The following is a 24,614-nucleotide window of genomic DNA, read 5'->3' as shown; positions in this document are numbered from 1 at the left end:
CGTCACGACAACTAGCGAAGTACCGCGCGGTTCAGCCGCGCGCCGGCGCGCCCGGCGGTACCAGCCGGCCGAGCAACGCACTGTAGACGTTCCAGTCCAGCTGGCTCTTGCCGTCCCCGATCGGGTACCACACCGCGGGCGACGCGGCCGGGCCGATCTTCACCGGCGTGATCTCGGCGACCCCGGTCAGGTCCAGCGCCTTCTCCGCGCCGGCACCCCGCAGCGCCTCGTTGCCGACGGCCATCGCCATCGGCGCCGGAACGCCGGTCCAGTGCGGCATCGCGTTGGTGTCGACGCCGTTGCCCCGGGCGCCCTGCGCGAAGAACGAGACCAGCGTGAACGCGTCGGCGAGCCGCTCGCCGACCTGCTGCACGGCGTCCGGGGTGGGCAGTCCGTCCGGCGTGGCGACGGCGAACGTGACGACCTCCTCCAGCCCGGCCGGCCGGCGGTGGATCTCCACCGACCCCGAGGCGCTCAGCCCGTCCGGACCGCCGACCACCGACAACCAGGTCGGCTTCGGCGCCCGCCGCCGGCAGTACGCGGTCAGCCGGCCGACGTTCCACGGCTGGGTGACCGGCTCGGCGGTGCCCCAGCCGGCCGGCGCCGTACCGGTCAGGTCCGTGAACAGCTGCTCGGCGGCCTTGCCGACCACGGTCGACTCCAGCGCCTGGTACCGGACCCGTGCGGTGACCAGCAACTGCCAGGGCAGCTCGAGGTCGACCGTGGCGAAGGTCGGGCTCATGTCGACCTTGTCCTGCTCGCCGGCGGCGACCGCGGCGAACATCTCGCCGTTCCACTGCAGCTTCGAGCCGCCCAGGCCGTCGTACGCGCCCTCGCCGTTCGGTTCGGTCACCACCCAGCGCGACTCGTAGCCGCTGAACAGGGTGGTCCGGACGTTGAAGGTCAGCCGGGTGGTCGCCGGGGTGACCAGCTGCACCCCGAGCCCCGCGGCCTCGGCGGCGGCCAGTGCGTCCACCAGCCACGCGGACATGCCGACCACCGGGCGGTCCTGCATGATCACGACGACCTTGCCGGTCCGGACGTCGATCGCCGGACTGAGCTCGACCGGGTTAGGCATTGTTGCCTCCAGCATTGTTTTGGGCGGCCGGGGTGCGCGGCGTGGGCGGGTCGAACGGCGGCGGGGCCGGCTTCCAGACCCGGCCGCCGAGCCGCTCGACCAGCTTCTCGGCGTACCGGTCGGCCAGCGCCGGGCCGCCGCTCTGCGGGTTGGCCCGGACCTCCATCCACCACACCGGGGTGGCGGTGCCGGCCAGCTCGGGGCCGAGCAGCCGCTCGACCTCGCCGGGGACCTGGATCAGGATCGGCGCCTCCAGCGAGGCCAGCGGCGCACCCTCGGCGTCGCACAGCTGCAGCACGGCCCCGTCGGACACCTCGCGCACCAGCCAGTCCGGGCCCGCGGCCATCATGCCCGCGAGCACGTCCTGGTACGACGGCCTGCCGTCGATCAGCGCCACCACGTCGTAGCTCACTTCACTCCGCCTTCTGCCTCGGCGGCGGACACGGTTCCGTCCGCCAGTGCGGTCTGGATCAGCGACGGCCGTTCACCGCGGCGCACGAACAAGCCGCGGCCGGCCGGGAAGTTGCCCGGCGTCGCACCGGTGAACAGCGCGCCCTCGCTCTTGTCGCCCGACAGCACCAGGCCGGCGGTGCCGGACTCCGTCACGGTGGTCAGGAACGGTTCGTACAGGGCCCGGCCCGCGCCGGACGCCCGCCGGGCGATCACGAAGTGCAGGCCGATGTCCCGGCCGGACGCGATGTAGGGCAGGAACGGGTCCATCGGCGCCTGGCCACCGCTGGTGAGCAGGTCGTAGTCGTCGGCGACCACGATCACCTTCGGGCCGGCCACCGGTGGCGGTGCGGCGTCGTTGAGGTCGTCCGGCAGCCGCTTCTCCAGCTCACCGGACACTCCCCCGGCCAGCCCGGCGCCGACCCGGCCACTGGTCGCGTAGCCGCCCAGGTAGGCGTCCGGCAGGAAGCCGCGCAGGCCACGGCGGGGGTCCATCACGGCGAAGACGACCTCGTCGGAGCTGTACCGGTCGACCAGCTGCTGCATGATCAGCTTCAGCAGGTTCGTCTTGCCGGACGCGGTGTCGCCGAAGATGACCAGGTTGCCGTCGCGCTCGAACAGGTCGAGCAGCACCGGCGCCATCGCGGTCTCGTCGAGCCCGATGGGGACCCGGACCGGCTCCTGCTGCGGGGTCGGCATCGTACGCCGCTCCAGCCGCAGCGGCAGCACCCGCACCGGCGGCGCGACGGGCCCCTGCCAGGCGGAGCTCAGCGCGAGCGCCTGGCCCTGCATCGCTTCGCTCAGGTCGTCGTCCTGGAGCAGGCTGTCCACCCGCGGCAGGGCGAGCTGCGCGAACAGCTTGTTCCGCGGCGTGAGCACCCGGCCGGGACCGGCGTTGCGCATCGTCTCCTGCAGCCGGCGGTCGATGTTGGAGTCGGACGGGTCGTTCAGCCGCAGCTCCAGCACCGTGCCGAACAGTGCCTGCGTCGCCATCCGCACGTCGCTCCAGCGCAGCATCGCGGTGACCAGGTGGATGCCGTAGCTGCTGCCGCGCTGGACCAGGTCCGCGATCGGCTCCTCGAGCTCGTCGAAGGTGGTCTTGATCGCGCCGTAGTTGTCCAGCACCAGCACCACGTCGGCGACCGGCAGTTCCGGCACCTCGCCGGCCGCGTGCATCGCCCGCAGCCGCTCCATCGTGTCGATGCCGCGGTCGCGGAAGACGATCTCGCGCTGGTCCAGCATGCCGCGGACCTCCTCGAGCGTGCGCCGGATGCGTTCGCGGTCGGTGCGGATCGCCACCCCGCCGACGTGCGGCAGGTCGGCCAGCGGCTGCAGACCACCACCGGCCAAGTCGATCGCGTAGATCGCGACCTCCTTCGGCGTGTAGCTGTGCGCGAGCGAGGTGACCAGCGTGCGCAGGAACGTCGTCTTGCCCGACGCCGGGCCACCGATCAGCGCGCAGTGGCCACCCGCCTGGGTGAGGTCGAGCCGGAGCACGCTCTGGCTCTGCTTGCGCGGGTCGTCGACGACACCGATCGGCGGCGATATCGCCGGGTTCGGTACGGCGTACTGGAGCCCGCGCTCCGCGGTGATGTCGACCGGGCCGCCGACCTGGTCCAGCGTGCACATCTTCGGCAGCGGCGGCAGCCAGACCTGCGGCACCGGGGTGGCGGCGGGCTTCACCTGCTCGACGAACACGCCGAGCACGGTCGGGCCGGTGGTGCGCTCGGTCGAGTCGTCCTCGTCGTCCTTCTTCTCGTCCTCGGCCGCCAGCTGCTCCAGATCGGGCTGCTGGTACGGCGTGACGAGGTACGGGCGGACCGCCGGACCGTCGTTCTCCTTCTCCTCCTCGGCCGCCACCCGGCCCTTGTACGGCCCGGACACGTATGCGGCGCGGAACCGCTGGTACACGCTGGTGTCGACCTTCAGGTAGCCGAAGCCCGGCAGGGGCGGCAGGTGGAACGCGTCGTCGGTGTCGAGCACCGTGCGGCTCTCCTCCTCGGAGAACGTGCGCAGACCGAGCCGGTAGGACAGGTAGGTCTCCAGGCCGCGCAGCTTGCCGCCCTCGACACGCTGGCTGGCCAGCAGCAGGTGCACGCCGATGGACCGGCCGATCCGGCCGATCGACAAGAACAGGTCGATGAAGTCCGGCCGCGCGGTGAGCAGCTCGCCGAACTCGTCGATCAGCACGAACAGGTGCGGGAACGGCGGCATCTCCGGCCGCTGCTCGCGCAGCAACCGGTAGTCGGTGATGTTCGCGACGTTGCCGGCGTCCTTGAGCATCTGCTGGCGGCGCTGCACCTCGCCGGCCAGGCTGGCGTACGCGCGCTCGGTCAGGCTCGGGTCGTCGACCAGGTTCGTGATGATGCCGGCCACGTGCGGTACGCCGTCGAACGGCGCGAAGGTCGCACCACCCTTGTAGTCGATCAGCACCATCGCCAGGTCCTCGGGCGAGTGCGTCGCGAGCAGACCCATCACCAGCGTCCGCAGTACCTCGGACTTGCCGGAACCGGTGGCGCCGATGCACAGTCCGTGCGGCCCCATGCCCAGCTGGGCGGACTCCTTCAGGTCCAGCACGACCGGCTGGCCCTGACTGTCCAGGCCGATCGGCACCCGCAGGAAGGCACGCTCGTGCCGCGGCACCCACATCCGCTCCAGGTCCACGCTGCCCGGGTCGTCGATCTGCAGCAGGCTCATGAAGTCGACGGTCTTCAGCGACGCGTCCTCCTCCAGCGACTCCTCCGACAGCCGCAGCGGAGCCAGCGTCCGGGCCAGCCCCTCGGCGGTCGCCAGCGGGGTGTCGTCGAGCTGTCCCTCGGCGGTCAGGTAGCCGCCGCCGCGCAGGTCCTCGACCAAGACCCTGCCCTCCTGGACGGTGATCCGGATCGCCACGTTGCCGGGCTCCTGCATCCGGTCCTGGACCAGGTGCAGCACGGTCACGCCGAGCTCACCGATGCCGAGCGTCGGGTCGGCCGGAGTCACCTCGGTCGCGACGTCGCCGTACGTGTCGTGCAGCACCAGCATCCGCTGGATCATCCGCCGCTGGTCCGTGCCCAGCGAGCCACGCCGGGCCTCACTGGCCAGCTTGACCCGGGAGGCGAGATCGTCGTGGATCAGCTCGGCCAGCTCCGCCGGCTTCGCCGCGATCCGGCGGAACGGGTGCGGGCCCTCGCGGCGCTCGGGGTCGACGGCGTGCGGCAGCCAGCCGACCCACTGCCACTGGTCCAGCGCGGCCTGCGGGAAGCTCGCCGCGAACTCCAGGTCCTCCGGCGCGTGGAAGACCGCCGCCTGCAGCATCAGCGCGCGGGCGATCCGGACCACTCCGTCGCGGTCGCCGACGATGCTCACGTTGCCGGCCAGGTCCAGCGGGATGGTCAGCGGCATGTCGGGCATCAGTGCGAACCGGCGGGCCAGCGCCTCGGCCTCGGCCAGCATGAACGGGTCCGGCGGGTCCATCATCGAGCCGGACGCCGCCAGCGTCGCCGGCACCACCGGCATCCGCCCGGTCGCGCAGCGGACCAGCAGGAAGTCGGGGTCGCTGCGCCGCCGCTCCCAGAGCCGGGCCGGGTCGCGGACACAGTCGACCAGCGCGTCGGCGGGCGGGTTCAGCGCGAGCGCCGCCTTGCGGTTCTGCCGCTCCATCCGGCCGAACTCCTCGCGCAGCCGCTCCAGGTAGTCCAGGTACCGGTTGCGCTGCTCGCGGCTCTCCTTGCCGGACCGGCCGCGCTGGGAGAACATCATCCCGAACGTGCCGACCACGGTCAGCGCCAGCACCCCGACCCCGATCACCGCGGAGGTACCGGTCCGCATCGTGCTCATCATCCCGACCGAGCCGAGCACGCCGACCGCCGGCATCAGCGCCTGCATCGCGCCGCCGCCGGCCTTGCCCCGTGCCCCGGGCGGCGGGGTCTCGATGACCCTCGGCTGCCCGGTGTCGATACTCCGGGTGCTCCGCGCCGGGCGGTGCACGAGTCGTGTCGACACTGTCTCTCCTCAGCTGAGCCGACCGGCCCCTCGACTGCACGACATGAACGCCTCAGATGGCATGCTGCACCGGACTCTAGTGGAGGGGCGGCTCACTGCTGATGACCGATACACCGTTCGACCGGCGGCACGTCCTGGACCTCGTCGCCGACCTGCTGCCGGTGCTGGTGCCGGACGCCGAGCTCGACCCGGCGGGCCCGATCGTCAAGCTGCGCTGGAGCCGCGGCGGTCTGACCTCGAGCGCCGAGGTCGGGCTGACGGAGCTGATCGATCGATGCCGTGAGCAACCTCACCACCTGTGGCCGCGCACCGTCGACGACTGGCTGCGCGCGGTCGTCGACGAGATCGGTGTCGCCACCGACGAGCACCTGTACGGCGCGGTCGCGGAGCGGCAGCGGGTAACGCTGCGGCCGCAGGGCTGGTCGGCGGCGTACGACAGCGTGCTGGCCGGTCTCAGCGTGCCGTTCGGCCGGTACTTCGAGATCGTCTTCGGCATCCAGAGCGGCCCGGACTGGCACCGGCTCACCCAGGTCCGCCGGGTGATGCACGGCCTCCACCTGCCCGGCAGCCCGTCCGGCCTGGAGCTCACCCTGAACGGCCTGGCCGGGCTGACCCTGCAGGAGGTGCCCGGTACGCCGTACCGGATGTTCCACCGCCCCGGCGACCAGACCGTCGGCCTGGCCCTGGTCGACCACGAGCAGGCGCTCCCGAACGGCGGCAAGGGCCGCGGCACCCTGCTCGCCCTGCCGGCCACCGACCTGCTGGCCGTTTGCCCGATCGACCGCCGCGACGACATGCAGGTCCGCGTCGACGAGTTCGCCCACTGGGTCGCCAAGGCCCACGCCGACGCGGTCGACCCGTGCTCCCCCGGCGTCTACTGGCTGGTCGGCGAACTGCTCGCCGAGCTCCCGGTCGACCTCGACATCACCCCGTCGGTCACCCTGCCGAAGGCCCTGAAGAGCCCGTTCTGGCGCCGCCGCCGGACGTGAGGCGCGCTACTGGTCGTTCCAGTTCTCCCAGCTGATCGCCGGCGCCGGCGGCGCCGGCGGCTCGGTGCCGTCGCGCTCGGCCCGCGCGGCGGCCGCGGCGTACTCCTCGGTCTCGCTGGAGTACGAGAAGGCGCGAACGACGCCCTCGCCGACCAGGTAGAGCATGTTCGTGAAGCCACCCGGAGAGCTGAACACCAGGAACTCCTCGACCGGCCAGACCTGCCAGCCCTCGAACGACTCCGCCTCGAGGCGCGGCTCGTCGTCGTCCTCGTGCTCGTTCATCCAGTCCGCCAACGCCTGGCGGGCGCGGGCCAGCGTGCCCGGGTCGATCTCGATCTCGTCGGCCACAGTTCAGTCCTCTCGTCCGGCCGAGTTCACGCCGGCACCCAGTCGCGCCACGCGTCGGCATGTCCGGCGTAGATGGTCACCGGGTCCGGGAATTCGTGCACGCCGCGACCCGGGACGTACGCCGCGATCAGGTCGCTCAGCTCGTGGCAGAGCAGGATCGGCACGTCGGGCCGCGCCTTGATCAAGTGCTCGAACACCAGCCGCGCCTCCTGGCCCTGGGTGCCCTCGTCCTTGCCGAGCCAGATGTCGATCTCCACCGGGTAGGTGTCGATCGCCTGGATCTCGTCCGGTTCGGGCTCGTGCACCGGGTAGATGTTGTACATCACCTCGTACCCGACGGTCGCGTCGGCGGTCCGGGCCGGGCCCCGGAGACCGATCTCGTCCTCGTCGTCGCTGCCGTTGGGGATCGGCTCCAGCGCGAACTCCTGCTGGATCCACTCGGCGACCGCCTGCACCGACTCGCTCGTGCGCAGGAAGAGGTACTCCCGGGCCTTCATCGGGCCTCCTTCACGTAGGTCATCATGCGGCCGTCGGCCAGGATGATGTGCACCGTACCGACCATCGTGCCCTTCGGCTGCCCCGCGGCGCGTTTGAACCCGCGCAGCGCGTCCTCCTCCGTCAACCCGATGCGACGCCCGTCGATGACGACCTCGCCTCCCGGCGGCACCTGCTTGCTGGCGTTGAAGATGTTCGCCCGGACGGCGCTGCTCGGGTTCTCCGAGTCCTTCGGCTCCAGGGTTTTGTACTCCGTGACGACGCCCTCGTCGTGCGGGGACTTGCGGGTCATGCACTCGGGGTTCTTCTGGTCCTTGACGGTGTGGTCCGGCGTCCGGGCGTCGACCCGCCAGCCGCGCTGCTCCACCACGGTCTCGGCGATCTCCCGCTCCTTGGGCAGGAACGACCCATCGGCGTCGTACGCCCCCGGCGCGAACTCGTCACCGAGCGCCTTGTGGTGGAACGCCGGGTCGAACCCTTGCTTCTTGCTGACCCCGAACTTCGGGTCCGACGGCGCCCAGTCCTGGTCCCCGGCCGACCCGCTGTCCGAGCTCGACCCCCAGGAGTCATCGCCCGGCGCCGGCTGCTGCGGGCTGTCCGGCGCGTCGGACCGAGGGTTCAACCGATCGCTGATCCGCTGCGGATCCGGCGCAGCGGGTGGACCGTCTGGGTGCAACAAGTTCTCGATCCGCTGCGGATCACGCGCAGCCGGCGGACCATCCGGATGCAACAAGTTCTCGATCCGCTGCGGATCACGCGCAGCCGGCGGACCATCCGGATGCAACAAGTCCTCGATCCGCTGCGGATCACGCGCAGCCGGCGGACCATCCGGATGCAACAAGTCCTCGATCCGCTGCGGATCACGCGCAGCCGGCGGACCATCCGGATGCAGGCGGTCAGAAATGGACGGGGTGTCCGGCCGGTCCATGAAGTCCTCGCGAGGATCGCGCGGCCGGTCGGCGCCCGGCGCGCGGTCCTGGGCAGCCGGCGTCCGCTCCCCCGGCCGTGCAGGCGGCTGGTCGGGCCGAGACTGGTCCGGCTGGCGCGCCTCGGGCCGACCGTCCGGCCTGCTCGACGGCTGCTCCGGGTGCCTCGCCTGCGGCTGCCGCGGCTCGTCAGGCTGACGCACCTCAGCCTGCTCCGGCCGATCAGCCCGCGGCTGCTGCGGCCCAGCAGCATGCTGCTGCGGTGTGTACGGCCGCTGACTCGGCTGCTGCGGATGCGGCTGGTTCGGCGCATGCGGGTGCTGCGGCTGGCTCGGCTGCTGCGGCTGGTTGGGCTGCTGCGGCGCATATGGGTGCTGCGGCTGGTTGGGCTGCTGCGGCGCATACGGGTGCCGCGGTTGGTTCGGGTGCCGCGGCTGGCTCGGGTGCCGCGGCTGGCTCGGGTGCTGCGGCTGGTTCGGGTGCTGCGGCCCATGCGGCTGCTGCGGATGCGGCTGGCTCGGGTGCTGCGGTGCGTACGGCTGCTGCGGTTGGTTCGGGTGCTGCGGCTGGCTCGGGTGCTGCGGCCCATGCGGCTGCTGCGGATGCGGCTGGCTCGGGTGCTGCGGTGCGTACGGCTGCTGCGGTTGGTTCGGGTGCTGCGGCTGGCTCGGGTGCTGCGGCCCATGCGGCTGCTGCGGATGCGGCTGGCTCGGGTGCTGCGGTGCGTACGGCTGCTGCGGTTGGTTCGGGTGCTGCGGCTGGCTCGGGTGCTGCGGCCCATGCGGCTGCTGCGGCTGGCTTGGCTGCTGCGGCTGGTTCGGGTGCTGCGGCGCATACGGATGCTGCGGCTGGCTTGGCTGCTGCGGCGCATACGGCTGCTGCGGCTGGCTCGGCTGCTGCGGCGCATACGGATGCTGCGGCTGGTGCGGGTGCGGCGGGGTGGTGGGTGGGTGCTGGGGCATCGGCGGGATCGTCGGCTGTTGCGGGGTCCATCGGGGCTGGTGCGGGTGGTTGGCGGGCCACGGGTTCGGGGTGTGGACCGGGCCGTCGACCTTCAGGCTCGGGGCGATCGGCGACTGCCAGTCACCGCCCGGGCGACGCGTCATCACCTCCAGCTCGTCGAACAAGCCGGTGTACTGCGGCGGGAAGTCCGACACCTTGCCGGACTGCATGTCCGCCCACTTCACCTTGCCGGCGTCGTCGACGAACGCGTTGAACCAGTGACCGCTGACCTGGCCCTGCGGTCCACGCCGGGCCCAGGTGCCGCCGATGATGGCGACGGTGCCGGGCGGCTGGTTGCGCAGCTCGTCGAAGATCTTCCGGTAGGCCCCCAGGGTGTACCCCATCGGGTCCTGCTTCGGATCGATCGGGTTGCCGTTCGGGTCGCGGACCTGGATCGAGTCCGGCCGCACGCCGGTGTACTCGTACATCTCCAGCCGCTCACCCGGCGCGGGCTCCGGCTTGCCGTTGGCGTTGAGCCGGGTCCGCAGGTCGCGGTTCGCCAGGCGCGGTTCGGCGCCCTGCAGGGTGTCGGCGAACGCCCGGGAGTTGTCGCCGCAGTTGTTGGTGGCGCTGGCCGGGCCCTTGCCGTTCTTGAAGTGCGGGTTGCCCTCGCGGATCCACTCGGCGACGTTCTTGAGCGGGTTGTCGCCGACCTTCGCCTTCAGCTTGCGCAGGTACCGCCCGAACGGGTCCTTCGGGTTGTAGCGATGCGGCTCGACCTCGTGCCGCTGCTGCCCCGGGCGCCCGTGCGTGTGCGGCGGGCGCTGCGGAGCCGACGGCTGGTTCAGTGGCTGCTGGTGGGGGTGCTGCGGTGCGTTGGGCTGATTCGGGTGCTGCGGTGCGTGCGGCTGGTTCGGGCCGTTCGGGTGCCCCGGGCCGTGTCCGTGCGGGGCACCGACGTGCGGCGCGACCACCGGCGGGGTGTCGGCCGCGCGGGCCGCCGGAGCGTCCGGCATACCGGCCGGGGAATCCGGAGTACGGGTCGGCGAGTCCGGGGTGCGACCGGGAGCGCCCGGCGTGCGTGTCGAAGCGCCCGGCGTGCGTGTCGGAGCGTCCGGCGTGCGTGTCGGAGCGTCCGGCGTGCGCGTGCCGGCGTCGGGAGTGCGGGTCGGAGCGTCCGGCGTGCGGGGCGCGTCCGGGTTCAGGCGTTCCTGGATGCGGCTCGGGCCCTGGACGGGCGGGCCGTCCGGGTGCAGGCGGGAGTCGATGTGGCCGGGGGCCGGGGTGTGGGTGTCGGGGTTGAGCCGCTCCTGGATCCGGCTGGGGCCCTGCACCGGCGGGCCGTCCGGGTGCAGCCGGGACTCGATGTGGCTCGGCTGGTTCGGAGCGTCGGGCGTGCGCGGGGCATTCGGAGTGTTGGTGCGGGGCGCGTCCGGCGTGTGGTGCGCGGCCGGTGCGTCCGGGGTCCGCGGCGCGTCGGGCGTGTGCGTCCGCGGGGCGTCGGGCGTGTGCCGGGTGCTCGGCGCGTCCGGAGTCCGGGGCGCGTCCGGGGTGTCGGTCCGCGGAGCGTCCGGAGTGTGCCGAGTGGTCGGCGCGTCCGGGGTACGCGGTGTGTCCGGTGTGGTGGTCCGGGGAGCATCGGGTGTGTGGCGCGCGGCCGGGGCGTCCGGCGTGTTCGTCCGCGGGGCGTCCGGCGAGTCGGGGCTCGACGAGTCCGGCGTACGGGTCGGGGCGTCCGGCGTGCGGCTGCCCGGTGTCGTCTGGCCGTCGGCGTTGCTGGACGGCGCCGAGTCACCACGCGAGGTGCTCGGGCTGTCACCGCGGGACGGGCTCGGGCTGTCACCGCGGGACGTGCTCGGAGCATCGCCCTGCGACGAGCTGGAGCCGTCACCGCGGGACGTGCCAGGCGCATCGCCGTTAGACGTGCTCGGGCTGTCGCCACGAGATGTGCTCGGCGCATCGCCCTTCGACGTGCCCGGGCTGTCACCACGCGACGTGCCAGGCGCATCGCCCTTCGACGTGCCCGGGCTGTCACCACGAGACGTGCTCGGGGCATCGCCGTTCGAGGTGTTCGGGGCGTCGCCCTGGCGGCCGGCGGGGGCGTCGGCGGGGCCGTCCGGGTTGCCGCCTGCTGGGGATTCCGAGCGGCCCGATGGAGTGTCGGAGCCGCCGGTGGGCGAGCTCGGGGATTCCGAGCGACCGGTGGGCGAGCTCGGGGCGTCCGCATGCGTGGACGGCGACGACGAGCTGGTGCTGTGGGAGCCCGAGCCGACCGAGACCGGCGTGCTGGTCGGGGCGTCCACGCCGCCGACGCGCGGGGCGCCCTTGGACGTCGGGATGTCGAGGCCGCCGAGCTTCGCCATGCCGCCGATCACCGGGTTGTTGCCGGCCTTGATCACCAGGTCGGACACCTTCGGCAGCTTCAGCGCGGTGTTCAGCGCGAGCTGGCCGGGGCTGAGCTTGCCGGCGATGTCCACGACCACATCGGCGCCCTTGGCAACCTTCGCGGCCGCGGCGCCGTACTTGCCGGCCAGCGCGGTCGCGCGGACCGCACCGCCGGCACCACCGGTACCGATCGTGGTGATCACGTTGAAGCCGACCTGGCCGAGCGCGCGGCCGGGATCCTCGCCCCACATGTCCCAGGCGACCATGCCCTTCAGGACGGTGATCCCGACGTTGTCCAGGTACGCCGCGGTCTCGGGGAACATCGCGTGCATCAGCAGGCTCGCACCCGGCGTGGCCCACATCACGGCCGACGCGAGCGTCAGCCCGACGCCCTTCCAGGCGTTGCCGGCGTCGCTCCAGCCCTTCAGCTCGTACCCGAAGATGCTGTTCACGCCGAGCGACTTCAGCAGCGGCTGGATCGGGATCAGCGTGGTCAGCGCGTCCAGCGTGCCCAGCAGGCCGTCGACGAAGATGCCCTTGAGCACGCCACCGACGAAGTCGACGCAGTCCTCGTACCACGGGGCGTCGTACTCCAGCGGCTTGCCCCAGGCCGGTTCCTTCTCCTCCTCGCCGGTGTCCGGCGGCGGCTGCTCGCCCTGCCGCAGACCGCTGTCCTCCCACTTCTTGCCGCCGTACAGCTCGGCGATCTTGTTCGCGCACCGGCGCTCGGCGGCGCTGACGCCGTCGAGGGCGGCCTGCAGGTCCTTGTGGAGCTGGTTCTCCTCGTTGACCCAGTCCTCGTTGTCGTCGATCTCGTCCTCGGGCGTGTCCCCGACCTTGCGCTTCCACGCGTCGGCCCGGGTCCGGACGTTGGCCAGGTCGTTCTTGTGCTTGGTGACCTCGGAGACGAACGTGTGCAGCGCCGAGCCGATCGTGCCGAGGTTCGGTCCGAAGAGGTCGCCCTCCTTCTTCACCGGCTCCATCGCCCGGGCCAGCAGGTGCTTCTCCGGCCCGTCCATGTAGTTGGCGTCGATGTTGGTCCGGAACTTCGACTCGAGATTCGTGCCGATCGTCTTGATCTCGTTGCCGACCGCCGTCAGGTCGATGGCCGCCTGGGTGACCTGCTCCAGGTTGCCTTCGAACTTCGGGATGCCTTCGGGCTTGATCATCTGTTCGACTCCCCCGGGTCAGACGGCGCGGTTGGTGGACGGCGGCTGGTGCTCGGCGCGAGCGGCGGCCGCGGCGCTGCGGATCGCCTGCCGCGGGTCCACGCCCTCGGCCAGCTGGATGCCGCGCTGTGCGGCGAGCGCCATCTCCTGCTGGCCGTTGGCCAGGGCGTTCAGCGCGTTGGCGGTGCCCTGCATGACGTCACCGGTGTGCTTGACCATGCCCGGCAGCGAGTCCTTCCACTTCTCCACGAACTCGCTGATCGCGATCCCGATCGGACCGCCCTTGCCGTTCAGGGAGGCCTGGGTACCGGCCGTCGTCAGCGCGTTGCTGAGCTTCGTGCCGATCGCCTCGAACCCGGCGGCCTCCGTCTGCAGGCCCTTCAGGCCCTCCATCGCGGCCGCGGCCTCAACACTCCAGTTGACCATGCTCTAACCCTTCGACGCCCGCGCAGGGCTGACCCGTGGAACCACAATCGAACGTGCCGTCCCGGCCGACGACACAGGTGACGACCAGCACGCGGAGTCGCGCGCCGGTCGTGTGCCCGGTACTACCCGGCGGTCAGACGTTGCCGATGTCCTGCACGGCCTTCGAGGCCGCGGTGAAGGCGGTGTTCGCGTGGTTGTCGAACTGCGCCAGGGTGGCCGCGAGCGACTTGATGATGCCCTGCACCTCGGTCGCGGCGGCGTTGAACTTCTGCTCGACCGCGCCGTACTCGTCCATCACCTTGGTCATCGTGGCGTCGCCGCGCATCGCCTTCACGTTGGCCTGGTGCTGGGCGATCAGCGTCTCGATCTGGGCCGACAGGCTCTTGATCGCGGCCTGGGTCTCGGCGCTGGCGCCGCTGTCGTAGCTGTTGCGTCCCGACATGTTTTCGTCTCTCCCCGTCTCAGCGCTTGGTGAACTTGGCGCCGTCGAAGTTCGCCGCGCCCTCGGCCTTCTTGGCGGCCTGGGCCATGTCGCTCTCACCCGTGCGGGTGGCGGCGTCCATGCCCGACTGGCCCTTCGCGATCGCGGCGAGACCGGCGTTCAGGTCGTTCGCGATGCTGTCCACCCGGCCCTTGAAGGCGATGAAGGCGTCGTGGCCGGCGCCTTGGAGCTTGCCCTCCAGCGGCTGTGCGGCCGCGGCCAGGCGCTTCACCAGACCGCCGAGGTCCTGGGTGTTTCCACCGGTCTTCTTGGCCAGGGTGCTCAGGGTGTCCTTACCCATGTCCCAACGCTGTCCACTCACAACTGCTGTCCCTCCGAAGTGATGTGCGGCTGCCGACGTCCCCACCCTAGACGCGGCCGGGGTCGCTCCCGGTTCCCCGCCGAGCCAGGGGGAACGACGGTGCGGCAGGTGGTTTCAGGACCGCGTCGGCGTCGGCCGCGCGGTCGTCGACGGGTCCGCGCCGACCGGAGCGCTCGGTCCGGTCGAGACCGAAGTGCTGGGGCTTGGGGCCACCGGACCGTTCGGGTTCTTGTCCTTGGAGTCCTGGATGAACGAGTAGCCGACGCACCCTGCGCAGACCACGGCCGCGACCGCGACCCCGGCGAACAGCTTGCCGACGCCCTCGTCCAGCGTGTGACGCGATCGGGCGGCGCCGAACAGCCAGGCCTCCCGCAACCGCCGGCGCCGGACGGCCACCGATTCGATCAGCTGGGTGTCGTACTGCCGCGACACATGCACCCCTTCGGTCCGCTACCTCGTCGCGCCTAATCTAAACGCCCAGAGGTTCTCCCCCCGCCCCCACCCGACGAGCGACCCCGCGACGCACCTGGTACGGCGAACGCGGGCCCCTACCCCGGTACGGCGAACGCGCGGCCCGCCCGTCCTCCGGGCGCGCCGCGCGTCGTTGCCTGGCTCAACCAGTCGCGATCAGCCGGCCGCCCGCTTGGCCGCGACCTTCTTGGCCGGCGCCTTCTGCGCGGCGACCTTCTTGGCCACCGTCTTCTTCGCGGCGACCGCCTTCTTCGCCGGTGCCTTGCTCGCCGGAGCCTTCTTCGTCACCGTGGCGGTCTTCTCCGCCGCCTTCTTCGCGCTCGGCTTGGCGGCCCGGCCGTGCAGGATCTCGGCCAGGAACTGCCCGGTGTACGACGCGGGGTTGGCCGCGACCTCCTCCGGCGTACCCTCCGCCACCAGCGTGCCGCCCCGGCGACCGCCCTCCGGACCGAGGTCGATGATCCAGTCGGCGGTCTTGATCACGTCCAGGTTGTGCTCGATCACCAGCACCGAGTTGCCCTTGTCGACCAGCCCACCGAGCACACCCAGCAGCTTGCGGATGTCCTCGAAGTGCAGACCGGTGGTCGGCTCGTCCAGCACGTACACCGTGCGCCCGGTGGACCGCTTCTGCAGCTCCGACGCCAGCTTGACCCGCTGCGCCTCACCGCCGGACAGCGTCGGCGCCGGCTGGCCGAGCCGGACGTAGCCGAGACCGACCTCGTTCAGCGTCTTCAGGTGCCGCGAAATCGCCGGGATCGCCTCGAAGAACTCGGCGGCCTCCTCGATCGGCATGTCCAGGACGTCGGCCACCGTCTTGCCCTTGTAGTGCACCTCGAGCGTCTCGCGGTTGTACCGCGCGCCGTGGCACACCTCACAGGGCACGTACACGTCGGGCAAAAAGTTCATCTCGATCTTCAGCGTGCCGTCGCCGGAGCACGCCTCGCACCGGCCGCCCTTGACGTTGAACGAGAACCGGCCCTGCTGGTAGCCGCGGACCTTCGCCTCCGGCGTCTCCGCGAACAGCTTGCGGACGTGGTCCCAGACCCCGGTGTACGTCGCCGGGTTGGACCGCGGCGTGCGGCCGATCGGCGACTGGTCGACGTGGATCACCTTGTCGACCTGCTCCAGGCCGGAGATCTTGGTGTGCCGGCCGGGCACCGCGCGGGCGCCGTAGATCTGCCGGGCCAGCGACGTGTAGAGGATGTCGTTGACCAGCGTCGACTTGCCCGAGCCCGACACCCCGGTGACCGCGACGAACACGCCCAGTGGGACGGTCACGTCGATGTCCTGCAGGTTGTGCTCGCGGGCGCCGTACACGGTCAGCTCGCGGCCCTCGGTGAGCGGGCGGCGGACCGGCGGGATCGGGATCTCCCGGCGGCCCGAGATGTACGCGCCGGTGATCGAGTCCGGGTGGTTGCGCAGGTCCTCGACGGTGCCGGAGACGACCACCTGGCCACCGTGCTCGCCGGCGCCCGGGCCGATGTCGACCACCCAGTCGGCGTGGTCGATGGTGTCCTCGTCGTGCTCGACCACGATCAGCGTGTTGCCCAGGTCCTTGAGCCGGACCAGGGTGTCGATCAGCCGGCGGTTGTCGCGCTGGTGCAGGCCGATCGACGGCTCGTCCAGCACGTACAGCACGCCGACCAGGCCGGAGCCGATCTGGGTGGCCAGCCGAATCCGCTGCGCCTCGCCGCCGGACAGCGAGCCGGCCGGGCGGTTCAGCGCGAGGTAGTCCAGGCCGACGTCGAGCAGGAACCGCAGCCGCTCGCCGATCTCCTTGGTGACCCGCTCCGCGATCTGCTTCTCCCGCGGGCTCAGGTCCAGCTCGACCAGGAAGCCGTGCACCTCGTCGATGGACATCGCGCTGATCTCGGCGATGTTCTTGCCGCCGAGCGTGACCGCGAGCGAGATCGGCTTCAGCCGGGCGCCGTTGCAGGTCAGGCACGGCACCTCGCGCATGTACTCCTCGAAGCGCTCCCGGCTGGTGTCGCTGGAGGCCTCCGCGTGCCGGCGCTCGACGTACGGGATGACGCCTTCGAAGGTCGTGTAGTACGAGCGCTCGCGGCCGTAGCGGTTCTTGTAGGAGACGTGCACCTGCCGGTCGTGCCCGGTGAGCAGCGCCCGCCTGGCCTTCTCGGGCAGCTCACCGAACGGCGTGGTGGTCTTGATCTTCAGGTCCTTCGCGAGCGCCGTCAGCAGCCGCTCGAAGTACTGCGAGACGTTCGCGCCCGACCACGGCTGGATCGCGCCCTCGTCCAGCGACTTCGACGGGTCCGGGACCAGCAGCTCGGGGTCGACCTCCATCCGGGTGCCGAGCCCGGAGCAGGCCGGGCAGGCGCCGTACGGCGAGTTGAACGAGAACGACCGCGGCTCCAGCTCGTCGAGCTGCAGGGGGTGGTCGTTCGGGCAGGCGAGCTTCTCGGAGAACCGGCGCTCGCGCTGCGGGTCCTTCTCGTCCAGGTCGACGAAGTCCAGCGTGACGATGCCGCCGGAGAGCCCGAGCGCGGTCTCCACCGAGTCGGTCAGCCGCTGCTTGGCCGAGCTCTTCACCGCGAGCCGGTCGACCACGACGTCGATGGTGTGCTTCTTCTGCTTGTCCAGCTTCGGCGGCTCAGTGAGCTGGATCGTGTCGCCGTCGACCCGGGCCCGGGAGAAGCCCTGGCCGGTGAGCTGGCGGAACAGGTCGAGGTACTCGCCCTTGCGGCCGCGGATGACCGGTGCGAGCACCTGGAAGCGGGTGCCCTCGTCCAGCTCCATCACCCGGTCGACGATCTGCTGCGGGGTCTGCTTCGCGATCGGCTCGCCGCACTCCGGGCAGTGCGGCCGGCCGGCCCGGGCGAACAGCAGCCGCAGGTAGTCGTAGACCTCGGTGATCGTGCCGACGGTGGAGCGTGGGTTGCGGGAGGTCGACTTCTGGTCGATCGACACGGCCGGGGACAGGCCCTCGATGAAGTCGACGTCGGGCTTGTCCATCTGGCCGAGGAACTGCCGGGCGTACGCCGACAGCGACTCCACGTAGCGGCGCTGGCCCTCGGCGAAGATCGTGTCGAAGGCGAGGCTGGACTTGCCGGACCCGGACAGTCCGGTGAAGACGATCATGGCGTCGCGCGGCAGGTCGAGCGAGACGTCCTTCAGGTTGTGCTCACGCGCTCCGCGCACGATCAGACGGTCAGACACAAGCTCACTCTCAGCCGTTCGAGGGGTTCCAGGGAGATGCCAAGGACATGCCCGGTCATGCTAACGAGGGCCACCGACAAAAACTTCCGCACCGGATCCGGGTGGGCGTCTTCGAAAGCATATTCGATCACCTCCTGCCCGGACGAACGAGCGGTACCCGCTCCGGGTTACCCCGACCCGGCCAGGTCCACCGCCGGCCGCCGGTGAGTGCGAGGATCGTCAGGTCCCGGCCGGACGAACCGCCGGACGAGTCTTCGGGAGAGGTCATGAGCGATTACCACGGCAACGTCCGCGTCGGAGGACCCGCGCAGACGCACGAGCTGGCCCAGCTGATGATCACCAAGGTGGCGGTCGGTCCGATGGACAACAACGCCTACCTGCTGCGCTGCCGGCAGACCGACGAGCAGCTGCTGATCGACGCGGCGAACGACGCGCACACGCTGCTGACCGTGATCGGCGCGGCCGGGATCGGCCGGGTGGTGACCACGCACCGGCACCAGGACCACTGGCAGGCACTGGCCGAGGTGGTCGCGGCGACCGGCGCCACCACCGTGGCCGGTCGGTACGACGCCGAGGGCATCGAGGTACCGACCGACGAGCTCGTCGACGACGGCGACCGCCTCGAGTTCGGCCGCATCGGGCTCCGGGTGATCCATCTCACCGGCCACACACCCGGCTCGATCGCGCTGCTGTACGACGACCCGGCCGGTCCCCCGCACCTGTTCACCGGCGACTCGCTCTTCCCCGGCGGCGTCGGCAACACCCGCGGCAACGCCGAGAACTTCACCTCACTGCTGAACGACGTCCAGACCAAGCTCTTCGACCAGCTGCCCGACGAGACCTGGGTCTATCCCGGCCACGGCGCCGACACCACCCTCGGCGCCGAGCGCCCCCACCTGCCCGAGTGGCGCGCCCGCGGCTGGTGAGCGGCTTCGCCGAGTACCGCCCCGAGCAGACCCGGCGTACGCCGGAGCAGCCGATCTCCGTGCGGGCGAGGTCCACCGTCGACGTCAGCCGACTCGGTCTGGTACTGCGTGAACGGCGCCACCCTCGACCTGCGCCCCTCGCACCCGGCACCGGTGTACTGCTACGGGCCGAGCCGACCACCGACCGCTGAACGTCGAAGGGCACCGGCGTGACGCCGATGCCCTTCGACACTGTCGGGCTGGCCAGACTTGAACTGGCGACCCCCGGTCCCCCAGACCGGTGCGCTACCAACTGCGCCACAGCCCGAACCGCTGCCCACGAGGAGCGAGCGGGTAAACCTTACCCCATCCTCAGCAGTGCTCCGGCACCGGTCGGATCAGCGTTTCGCCTTCTTCTGCCGGGCCCGGACCTGGACGTGCACCGGGCTGCCGACGAAGCCGAAGTCCTCGCGCAGCCGGCGCTCGATGAAGCGCTGGTACGACGACTCGATCTGGCCGGAGGTGAACAGCGCGAAGGTCGGCGGCATCGTGGACGCCTGGGTGCCGAACAGGATCTTCGGCTGCTTGCCGGACCGGACCGGGTGCGGGTGCGCGGCGACCAGCCGGCCGAGGAACGCGTTCAGCTGGCCGGTCGGGACGCGGGTCTGCCAGCCGTCCAGCGCCGCCTCGATCGCCGGCACCAGCTTCTCCATGTGCCGGCCGGTCAGCGCGCTGATGTTCACCCGCGGCGCCCAGCGGAACTGGACCAGGTCGCGGTCGATCTCGCGCTCCAGGTAGTAGCGCCGGTCCTCGTCGACCAGGTCCCACTTGTTGTAGGCGATCACCAGCGCCTTGCCGGCCTCCTCGACCGTGTTCATGATCCGCAGGTCCTGCTCGGTCATCGGCTCGGACGCGTCGATCACCACCACGACCACCTCGGCGCGCTCGATCGCGCTGTTCGTCCGCAGGCTGGCGTAGTACTCGTGGCCCTGGACGTTCTTCACCTTGCGCCGGATGCCGGCGGTGTCGATGAACCGCCACTGCCGGCCGGCCAGCGTGATCAGCTCGTCCACCGGATCGACCGTCGTGCCGGAGACGTCGCTCACGACGACCCGGTCCTCCTTGGCGACCTTGTTCAGCAGCGAGGACTTGCCGACGTTCGGCTTGCCGACGATCGCGACCCGGCGCGGGCCGCCGATCTCGGCGTCGCGCTCCGGCGGCGCCTCCGGCAGCGCGGCCAGGACGGCGTCCAGCATGTCGCCGGTGCCGCGGCCGTGCATCGCCGAGATCGGGAACGGCTCGCCGATGCCCAGGCTCCACAGGTTCATCGCCTCGGCCTCGACCCGCTGGTCGTCGACCTTGTTCGCGGCCAGCACGACCGGCTTGCCGGACTTGCGCAGCACCCGGACCACGGCCTCGTCGGCGTCGGTGATGCCGACCGTGGCGTCGACCACGAACAGCACCGCGTCGGCGGCGTGGATCGCGACCTCGGCCTGGGCGGCGACCAGGGCCGCCATGCCGACCGCGTCCGGGTCCCAGCCGCCGGTGTCGACCACCGTGAAGGCGCGGCCGGCCCAGTCGGCGTCGTACGAGACGCGGTCCCGGGTGACGCCGGGGGTGTCCTCGACGACGGCCTCGCGGCGGCCGATGATTCGGTTGACCAGCGTCGACTTGCCGACGTTGGGGCGGCCTACGATCGCCAGTACGGGCAGCGGGCCTTGGTCGTCGCGGTCGTGCGACGGCTCGGCGTCGTACTCGTAGCCGGTGGGCAGGTCACTCATCAGGATCCTTCTGGTCTGGCGCGCCCGGGAGTGGGTGGCCGGTGGCTTCGACGGCAGCCCGGACGTGCGCCCGCAACACCTCGCCGATCTGGTCGGCAACCGCGCGTACGTCGGAGTGCCTCCGGGGAAAGGGTACGCGCTCGACCGAGAAGGGTTCGCCGTACACCACGTCGACCCGGCTCCCGCGGGGCGGGAACAACTCGATGTCGCCGCCGGGCAGCCGGGTCCCGAGCAGCGCGACCGGCAGGATCGGGGCGCCGCTGACCATCGCCAGGTAGGCCACTCCGGTCCGGACCCGGCGGAAGTCGCCCGGCCCGCGGGTGCCTTCCGGGTAAATGCTCAGCACGTTGCCGTCGCGCAGCACCTTGATCGCCTTGCGCACCGCGAGCGTGTCGTACGTCGTCCGGTCGACCGGGATCTGCCCGGCCAGGTGCAGCACCTTGCCCTGCACTCCCTGGAACGCCTCGATCTTGCCGAGCTGGTGCAGCATCCGCGGCGCGATCGCGCCCAGCAGCGGTCCGTCGAGCAGGCCGAGGTGGTTCGGCGCGAGCAGCACCGGCCCGGTGCGCGGGAACCGCTCGTCGTGGTGCACGGTCAGGTCGTAGCGCCAGCGCAGGTACGGCCGGACGGCACGACGAAGCACCGTACCGAGCCGGTACGGCAGCGGTGCCAGGTCGTCGGTCCGGGGCAGCTCGTGATGCCCGGTCAGTTCGGCCCTCATGACTCCTGGTCGCGCGGGGCGGCCTCGGCCTCCTTCGCGAGCCGGCTGATCACGTCGACGACCTCCTCCAGCGTGAGGTGGGTGGAGTCGATCGTCACCGCGCCGTCGGAGGCGACCTCGAACTGGGACACGGTGGCGTCGTCGGCGTCGCGGCGCACGATCTGGTCGCGCAACTGCTCGGCGGTCACCGACCCGGCGGCCAGCTCGGCCTTGCGGCGGGCCATCCGGGCCTCCTGGTCGGCGGTGAGCAGCACCTTCAGCTCCGCGTCGGTGGCCACCACGGTGGCGATGTCGCGGCCCTCGACCACGATGCCGCCGCCTGGCTGAGCGGCGTCGATGATCTCGCGCTGGCGGCGGATCAGCTCCTTGCGCACGTCCAGGTTGGTGGCGACCTTGCTCACGTTCTCGCTGATCCGCGGGTCGCGGATCGCCTCGGTCACGTCGCTGCCGTCGGCCGTGAAGTGGGCCAGGCCCGGGTCGGTGCTGATGCCCAGGTCGACCGCGCGGGCCCGCTCCGCGACCGCCGTGACGTCGGTCAGGTCGAGCCCGTGCTCGAGCACCGACCAGGTCACCGCCCGGTACATCGCGCCGGTGTCCAGGTAGCTCAGACCCAGCCGGGTGGCCACTCCACGGGCCGTGCTCGATTTACCGGAACCGCTCGGGCCGTCGACAGCGATGATCATGGGCGGAAGATTACCGGTGCACGACCCAGCCACGCTCGGTCAGTACCTCCACCAGCTGGTCGACCGAGGCCGGCTTGACCGCCAGCTCCACCTCACCGACCGGGCGGCCCGGGCTGTGGTCGATTCGCAGGTCCTCGACGTTGGCCCCGGACGCGGCGGCGTCGGCGAACAGCCGGGCCAGCTGACCGGGCCGGTCGGGAATCGTCACCAGCACGGTGACCAGCTCGATGTGCGGCGTACCGTGCTTGCCCGGCACCCGGACCGCGCCGGAGACACCCCGCCGCAGTACGGCGGTCACCTCGTCGTCGGTCTCCTCCTTGCTGAGGGCAATCAGCAGCCGGTCCAGCTCGTCGCGGATCTGCTCCAGCAGTCCGCTCAGCGCCGGTGAGTTGGCGGCGACGATCTGCGTCCACAGCCCGGGGTCGCCGGCCGCGATCCGGGTCACGTCGCGCACCCCCTGGCCGGACAGCTCCAGGTGCTCGGCGGGAGCGTCGACCAGCGTGCCGGCCGCCAGCGAGGACATCAGCTGCGGGAGGTGCGAGACCCGGGCGACGGCCAGGTCGTGGTCGGGCACGGACAGCTCGACCGTACGTGCGCCGCAGGCCTCGGCGAGCCGGCGGACCAGCTCCGTTGCGTCCGGATCGCTCGTCTCGTGCGGCGTAATCGCCCAGGTGGCGCCCTCGAACAGGTCGGCGCGGCCGGCCAGCGGGCCGTTGCGCTCGGAGCCGGCCATCGGGTGGCTGCCGACGTAGCGAGCGAGGTCCGCCGTCCGGCCGCTCGCCGCGGTGAGCGCCTTGGCGTCGGCCAGCGGCTTGCCCTTGACGCTCGCCGCGTCGGTGACGACGGCATCGGTCTGCTCCAGCTGTTCGGTGATCACCGCGCCGACGTGGTCCGGCGGGACGGCGACCACCACCAGCTGCGGCTCCAACTGAACCAGCCGGGTGCCGGCCCCGATCCGCTCGGCCATCAGCGCGTTGTCGGGATCGGCGTCGACCACCTCGACGACCACGCCGAGCCGCGCCAGCGCCAGTCCGATCGAGGTCCCGATCAGGCCGGTGCCGACGATCCGGACCGGTCCACGCAGCTCGGTCACGGGGCCTCCCGGTCTGGACTGAGGAGTGGAGGGAGCGAAGCGACCGGAGCGACGAGGGAAGACCGGGAGTCACAGCCCCGTGACCCGCGGCGCCGGAGGCGACGCATCAGCACAGTCACGGGGCCTCCCGGTCTGGACTGAGGAGTGGAGGGAGCGAAGCGACCGGAGCGACGAGGGAAGACCGGGAGTCACAGCCCCGTGACCCGCGGCGCCGGAGGCGACGCATCAGCACAGTCACGGGGCCTCCCGGTCTGGACTGAGGAGTGGAGGGAGCGAAGCGACCGGAGCGACTCGCCTGTGCACTCTCACTGGGCGCCGGTCAGGTCGGGGCGCAGCGCCACCGCGCCGTGCAGGTAGACGTGCTGGATCTTGTCCCGCGACCGCGGCGACTCCGCGTGCACCATCATCCGGACCACCCGCGGCAGCGCGTGCGGTACGTCGATCTCCTGCATGCACATCAGCGGTACGTCGGTCAGGCCGATCTGCCGGCCGGCCACCGCCGGGAACTCCGAGTGCAGGTCGGGGGTGACGGTGAACAGGATGCTGATCAGCTCCTCGGCCCCGAGGTCGTTCGCCTCCAGCACCGCCCGGACCAGCTCGGCGGTGCGCTCGAGCAGGTGCTCGCGCTCGTCCGCCTCGAGCTGGGTGGCACCCCGGATCGCCCGTACCGCCACTGTGCCTGCCTCCTCGTTCGTCCTGCTCACCTCGCCCGGCGCCGGTTCCGGCGCTGGACACCGGTCTCAACATTAGGTCAGACCGGGCGAGCGCCGCGTCATCGTCTCGCCGTTTGCGCCTCCGCGGCGTCGACGGTCTGCTCCAGCAGCAGCGCGATCGTCATCGGGCCGACCCCGCCGGGCACCGGCGTCAGCAGGCTCGCCACCCGGGCCGCCTCCTCGGCGTGCACGTCACCGACGTTGCCCTCGTTGTACCCGGCATCGACCACCACCGCGCCCGGCTTGAGCCAGTCGCCGCGGACGAAGTTCGGCTTGCCGACCGCGGCGACCACGACGTCGGCCTGCCGGACCAGCTCGGGCAGGCCGCGGGTCCGCGAGTGGGTGTAGGTGACGGTGGCGTTCGATGCCAGCAGCAACATTCCGGCGGGCTTGCCGAGAATCGGGCTGCGGCCGATCACGACCGCGTGCGCGCCGGCCAGCGGGACGTCGTACGCCTCCAGCAGGCGCAGGATGCCGCCGGGGGTGCAGGACCGGAGGCCGGGTTGGCCGAAGGCCATCGCGGCGAACGAGTGCATGGTGACGCCGTCGACGTCCTTGGCCGGCGCGATCGCCTCGAACGCGGCCCGCTCGTCGATCTGGTCCGGCACCGGGTGCTGCAGCAGGATGCCGTGCACGGCCGGGTCCTCCGAGAGCCGGGTCAGCTCGGCGACCAACTGCTCGGTGGTGGTCTCGGCGGGCAGCACGACGCTGACCGAGCCGATACCGGCCTTCTTGCTGCGGTTCTGCTTCATCCGCACATACGTCGCGGAGGCCGGGTCGTCGCCGACCAGCACGGTGGCCAGGCACGGCTGGACGCCGGTCGCGTCCTGCAGCTTCCGGGCCCGCTCGGCAGCCTTCGCCACCATCTCGGCGGCCAGGTCGGTGCCGACCATCGGCCGGGCGGTGTTGGTGAGGTCCTGAGAACTGGTCGTGGTCATACGCGCTCCTTCGGGCGTCGGCGAACAGGTCGTCGTGCCCAGGCGCGCGGCTCAGCCGGTACTCCGGCGGGCCGGTCCCCGGTGGTGCTCCACCTGAACGCCAGTAGCGGCCCGCCGGACAGTCTACCGGCCTCACG

20 protein-coding genes, 1 tRNA gene and 1 riboswitch are annotated in these 24,614 nt (G+C 71.5%); of the genes, 3 read left to right on the top strand and 18 right to left on the bottom strand.

Features of this window, described 5'->3' with window-relative positions:
• Positions 1 to 31: 31 nt before the first annotated feature.
• Genes KFLA_RS35650 through KFLA_RS16105 form a run of 3 tightly spaced genes read right to left on the bottom strand, consistent with a single transcriptional unit; the run spans position 32 to position 5,512 of the window.
• Complete coding sequence (locus KFLA_RS35650; RefSeq protein ID WP_049797356.1) at positions 32 to 1,078, bottom strand: DUF6177 family protein; 1,047 nt, start codon at positions 1,076 to 1,078, stop codon at positions 32 to 34.
• Positions 1,071 to 1,490 (bottom strand): hypothetical protein, encoded by a 420-nt coding sequence (locus KFLA_RS35645; protein WP_049797355.1) that lies wholly within the window; start codon positions 1,488 to 1,490, stop codon positions 1,071 to 1,073. The genes KFLA_RS35650 and KFLA_RS35645 overlap by 8 nt, the downstream gene beginning before the upstream one ends.
• On the bottom strand, positions 1,487 to 5,512 hold the full coding sequence (locus KFLA_RS16105) for a type VII secretion protein EccC (protein ID WP_012920866.1): 4,026 nt from the start codon (positions 5,510 to 5,512) through the stop codon (positions 1,487 to 1,489). Before KFLA_RS16105 ends, KFLA_RS35645 begins: the two co-directional genes overlap by 4 nt.
• A gap of 101 nt (positions 5,513 to 5,613) precedes the next feature.
• Between KFLA_RS16105 and KFLA_RS16100 the strand changes: the two genes are divergently transcribed.
• The gene (locus KFLA_RS16100; protein ID WP_012920865.1) at positions 5,614 to 6,501 is read left to right on the top strand and encodes a hypothetical protein; all 888 of its coding nucleotides are present in this window, start codon (positions 5,614 to 5,616) and stop codon (positions 6,499 to 6,501) included.
• A 6-nt stretch (positions 6,502 to 6,507) separates the two neighbouring features.
• Here KFLA_RS16100 and KFLA_RS16095 read toward each other — a convergent pair whose 3' ends face one another.
• The 8 genes from KFLA_RS16095 to uvrA all read right to left on the bottom strand — a co-directional run bounded on the left by KFLA_RS16095 (position 6,508) and on the right by uvrA (position 17,643).
• Positions 6,508 to 6,849, bottom strand: coding sequence for a hypothetical protein (locus KFLA_RS16095; RefSeq protein ID WP_012920864.1), 342 nt, complete (start codon positions 6,847 to 6,849; stop codon positions 6,508 to 6,510).
• A gap of 26 nt (positions 6,850 to 6,875) precedes the next feature.
• Positions 6,876 to 7,346 carry a hypothetical protein gene (locus tag KFLA_RS16090; protein ID WP_012920863.1) on the bottom strand — a complete coding sequence of 157 codons (471 nt, stop codon included), beginning with the start codon at positions 7,344 to 7,346 and terminating at the stop codon, positions 6,876 to 6,878.
• Positions 7,343 to 12,766, bottom strand: coding sequence for a toxin glutamine deamidase domain-containing protein (locus tag KFLA_RS39335; protein WP_012920862.1), 5,424 nt, complete (start codon positions 12,764 to 12,766; stop codon positions 7,343 to 7,345). Before KFLA_RS39335 ends, KFLA_RS16090 begins: the two co-directional genes overlap by 4 nt.
• Positions 12,767 to 12,784: 18 nt before the next feature.
• Positions 12,785 to 13,192 (bottom strand): DUF6507 family protein, encoded by a 408-nt coding sequence (locus KFLA_RS16080; protein WP_012920861.1) that lies wholly within the window; start codon positions 13,190 to 13,192, stop codon positions 12,785 to 12,787.
• Positions 13,193 to 13,325: 133 nt separating this feature from the next.
• Positions 13,326 to 13,634: a hypothetical protein gene (locus KFLA_RS16075; RefSeq protein ID WP_012920860.1), complete on the bottom strand. Its 309-nt coding sequence runs from the start codon at positions 13,632 to 13,634 to the stop codon at positions 13,326 to 13,328.
• Between the two features lie 19 nt (positions 13,635 to 13,653).
• A complete protein-coding gene (locus KFLA_RS16070; protein ID WP_041289350.1) occupies positions 13,654 to 13,974 on the bottom strand; it encodes a hypothetical protein in 321 nt (106 codons plus the stop codon).
• Between the two features lie 135 nt (positions 13,975 to 14,109).
• The gene (locus KFLA_RS16065; protein WP_012920858.1) at positions 14,110 to 14,427 is read right to left on the bottom strand and encodes a hypothetical protein; all 318 of its coding nucleotides are present in this window, start codon (positions 14,425 to 14,427) and stop codon (positions 14,110 to 14,112) included.
• A 195-nt stretch (positions 14,428 to 14,622) separates the two neighbouring features.
• Positions 14,623 to 17,643 carry an excinuclease ABC subunit UvrA gene (gene uvrA / locus KFLA_RS16060; protein ID WP_012920857.1) on the bottom strand — a complete coding sequence of 1,007 codons (3,021 nt, stop codon included), beginning with the start codon at positions 17,641 to 17,643 and terminating at the stop codon, positions 14,623 to 14,625.
• A gap of 266 nt (positions 17,644 to 17,909) precedes the next feature.
• Here uvrA and KFLA_RS16055 point away from each other — a divergent pair, with 266 nt between their 5' ends.
• A complete protein-coding gene (locus tag KFLA_RS16055) occupies positions 17,910 to 18,569 on the top strand; it encodes an MBL fold metallo-hydrolase (RefSeq protein WP_012920856.1) in 660 nt (219 codons plus the stop codon).
• A complete protein-coding gene (locus KFLA_RS16050; RefSeq protein WP_041289349.1) occupies positions 18,548 to 18,760 on the top strand; it encodes a hypothetical protein in 213 nt (70 codons plus the stop codon). The genes KFLA_RS16055 and KFLA_RS16050 overlap by 22 nt, the downstream gene beginning before the upstream one ends.
• A gap of 43 nt (positions 18,761 to 18,803) precedes the next feature.
• On the opposite strand, the gene KFLA_RS16045 is transcribed toward KFLA_RS16050, so the two are convergent.
• From KFLA_RS16045 to KFLA_RS16015, 7 genes are all read right to left on the bottom strand, one after another.
• A tRNA-Pro gene (locus tag KFLA_RS16045) sits at positions 18,804 to 18,876 on the bottom strand.
• 70 nt (positions 18,877 to 18,946) lie between these two features.
• The gene (der, locus tag KFLA_RS16040) at positions 18,947 to 20,329 is read right to left on the bottom strand and encodes a ribosome biogenesis GTPase Der (protein ID WP_012920855.1); all 1,383 of its coding nucleotides are present in this window, start codon (positions 20,327 to 20,329) and stop codon (positions 18,947 to 18,949) included.
• Positions 20,322 to 21,050, bottom strand: a complete 729-nt coding sequence (locus tag KFLA_RS35635) for a lysophospholipid acyltransferase family protein (RefSeq protein ID WP_012920854.1) — start codon at positions 21,048 to 21,050, stop codon at positions 20,322 to 20,324. Before KFLA_RS35635 ends, der begins: the two co-directional genes overlap by 8 nt.
• The gene (cmk, locus tag KFLA_RS16030) at positions 21,047 to 21,733 is read right to left on the bottom strand and encodes a (d)CMP kinase (protein ID WP_012920853.1); all 687 of its coding nucleotides are present in this window, start codon (positions 21,731 to 21,733) and stop codon (positions 21,047 to 21,049) included. Before cmk ends, KFLA_RS35635 begins: the two co-directional genes overlap by 4 nt.
• Positions 21,734 to 21,743: 10 nt before the next feature.
• The gene (locus KFLA_RS16025; RefSeq protein ID WP_012920852.1) at positions 21,744 to 22,826 is read right to left on the bottom strand and encodes a prephenate dehydrogenase; all 1,083 of its coding nucleotides are present in this window, start codon (positions 22,824 to 22,826) and stop codon (positions 21,744 to 21,746) included.
• 305 nt (positions 22,827 to 23,131) lie between these two features.
• Positions 23,132 to 23,500: a chorismate mutase gene (gene aroH, locus KFLA_RS16020; RefSeq protein WP_012920851.1), complete on the bottom strand. Its 369-nt coding sequence runs from the start codon at positions 23,498 to 23,500 to the stop codon at positions 23,132 to 23,134.
• Between the two features lie 98 nt (positions 23,501 to 23,598).
• Positions 23,599 to 24,477: a bifunctional 5,10-methylenetetrahydrofolate dehydrogenase/5,10-methenyltetrahydrofolate cyclohydrolase gene (locus KFLA_RS16015; protein WP_012920850.1), complete on the bottom strand. Its 879-nt coding sequence runs from the start codon at positions 24,475 to 24,477 to the stop codon at positions 23,599 to 23,601.
• Between the two features lie 29 nt (positions 24,478 to 24,506).
• Positions 24,507 to 24,595, bottom strand: a riboswitch (ZMP/ZTP riboswitch).
• Positions 24,596 to 24,614 lie beyond the last annotated feature (19 nt).

Source organism: Kribbella flavida DSM 17836 (assembly GCF_000024345.1).
GTDB lineage: Bacteria > Actinomycetota > Actinomycetes > Propionibacteriales > Kribbellaceae > Kribbella > Kribbella flavida.
The sequence above is the reverse complement of the archived record's forward strand: the minus strand, read 5'-3'. Positions and strand labels throughout refer to the sequence as shown.

What these genes read in the sequence shown, in the direction of transcription:
- KFLA_RS35650 (WP_049797356.1), bottom strand. Translation starts at nt 1,078, where the DNA reads ATGCCTAACCCGGTCGAGCTCAGTCCGGCGATCGACGTCCGGACCGGC.
- KFLA_RS16100 (WP_012920865.1), top strand. Translation starts at nt 5,614, where the DNA reads ATGACCGATACACCGTTCGACCGGCGGCACGTCCTGGACCTCGTCGCC.
- KFLA_RS16090 (WP_012920863.1), bottom strand. Translation starts at nt 7,346, where the DNA reads ATGAAGGCCCGGGAGTACCTCTTCCTGCGCACGAGCGAGTCGGTGCAG.
- KFLA_RS39335 (WP_012920862.1), bottom strand. Translation starts at nt 12,766, where the DNA reads ATGATCAAGCCCGAAGGCATCCCGAAGTTCGAAGGCAACCTGGAGCAG.
- KFLA_RS16080 (WP_012920861.1), bottom strand. Translation starts at nt 13,192, where the DNA reads ATGGTCAACTGGAGTGTTGAGGCCGCGGCCGCGATGGAGGGCCTGAAG.
- KFLA_RS16075 (WP_012920860.1), bottom strand. Translation starts at nt 13,634, where the DNA reads ATGTCGGGACGCAACAGCTACGACAGCGGCGCCAGCGCCGAGACCCAG.
- KFLA_RS16070 (WP_041289350.1), bottom strand. Translation starts at nt 13,974, where the DNA reads ATGGGTAAGGACACCCTGAGCACCCTGGCCAAGAAGACCGGTGGAAAC.
- KFLA_RS16055 (WP_012920856.1), top strand. Translation starts at nt 17,910, where the DNA reads ATGAGCGATTACCACGGCAACGTCCGCGTCGGAGGACCCGCGCAGACG.
- der (WP_012920855.1), bottom strand. Translation starts at nt 20,329, where the DNA reads ATGAGTGACCTGCCCACCGGCTACGAGTACGACGCCGAGCCGTCGCAC.
- KFLA_RS35635 (WP_012920854.1), bottom strand. Translation starts at nt 21,050, where the DNA reads ATGAGGGCCGAACTGACCGGGCATCACGAGCTGCCCCGGACCGACGAC.
- cmk (WP_012920853.1), bottom strand. Translation starts at nt 21,733, where the DNA reads ATGATCATCGCTGTCGACGGCCCGAGCGGTTCCGGTAAATCGAGCACG.
- KFLA_RS16015 (WP_012920850.1), bottom strand. Translation starts at nt 24,477, where the DNA reads ATGACCACGACCAGTTCTCAGGACCTCACCAACACCGCCCGGCCGATG.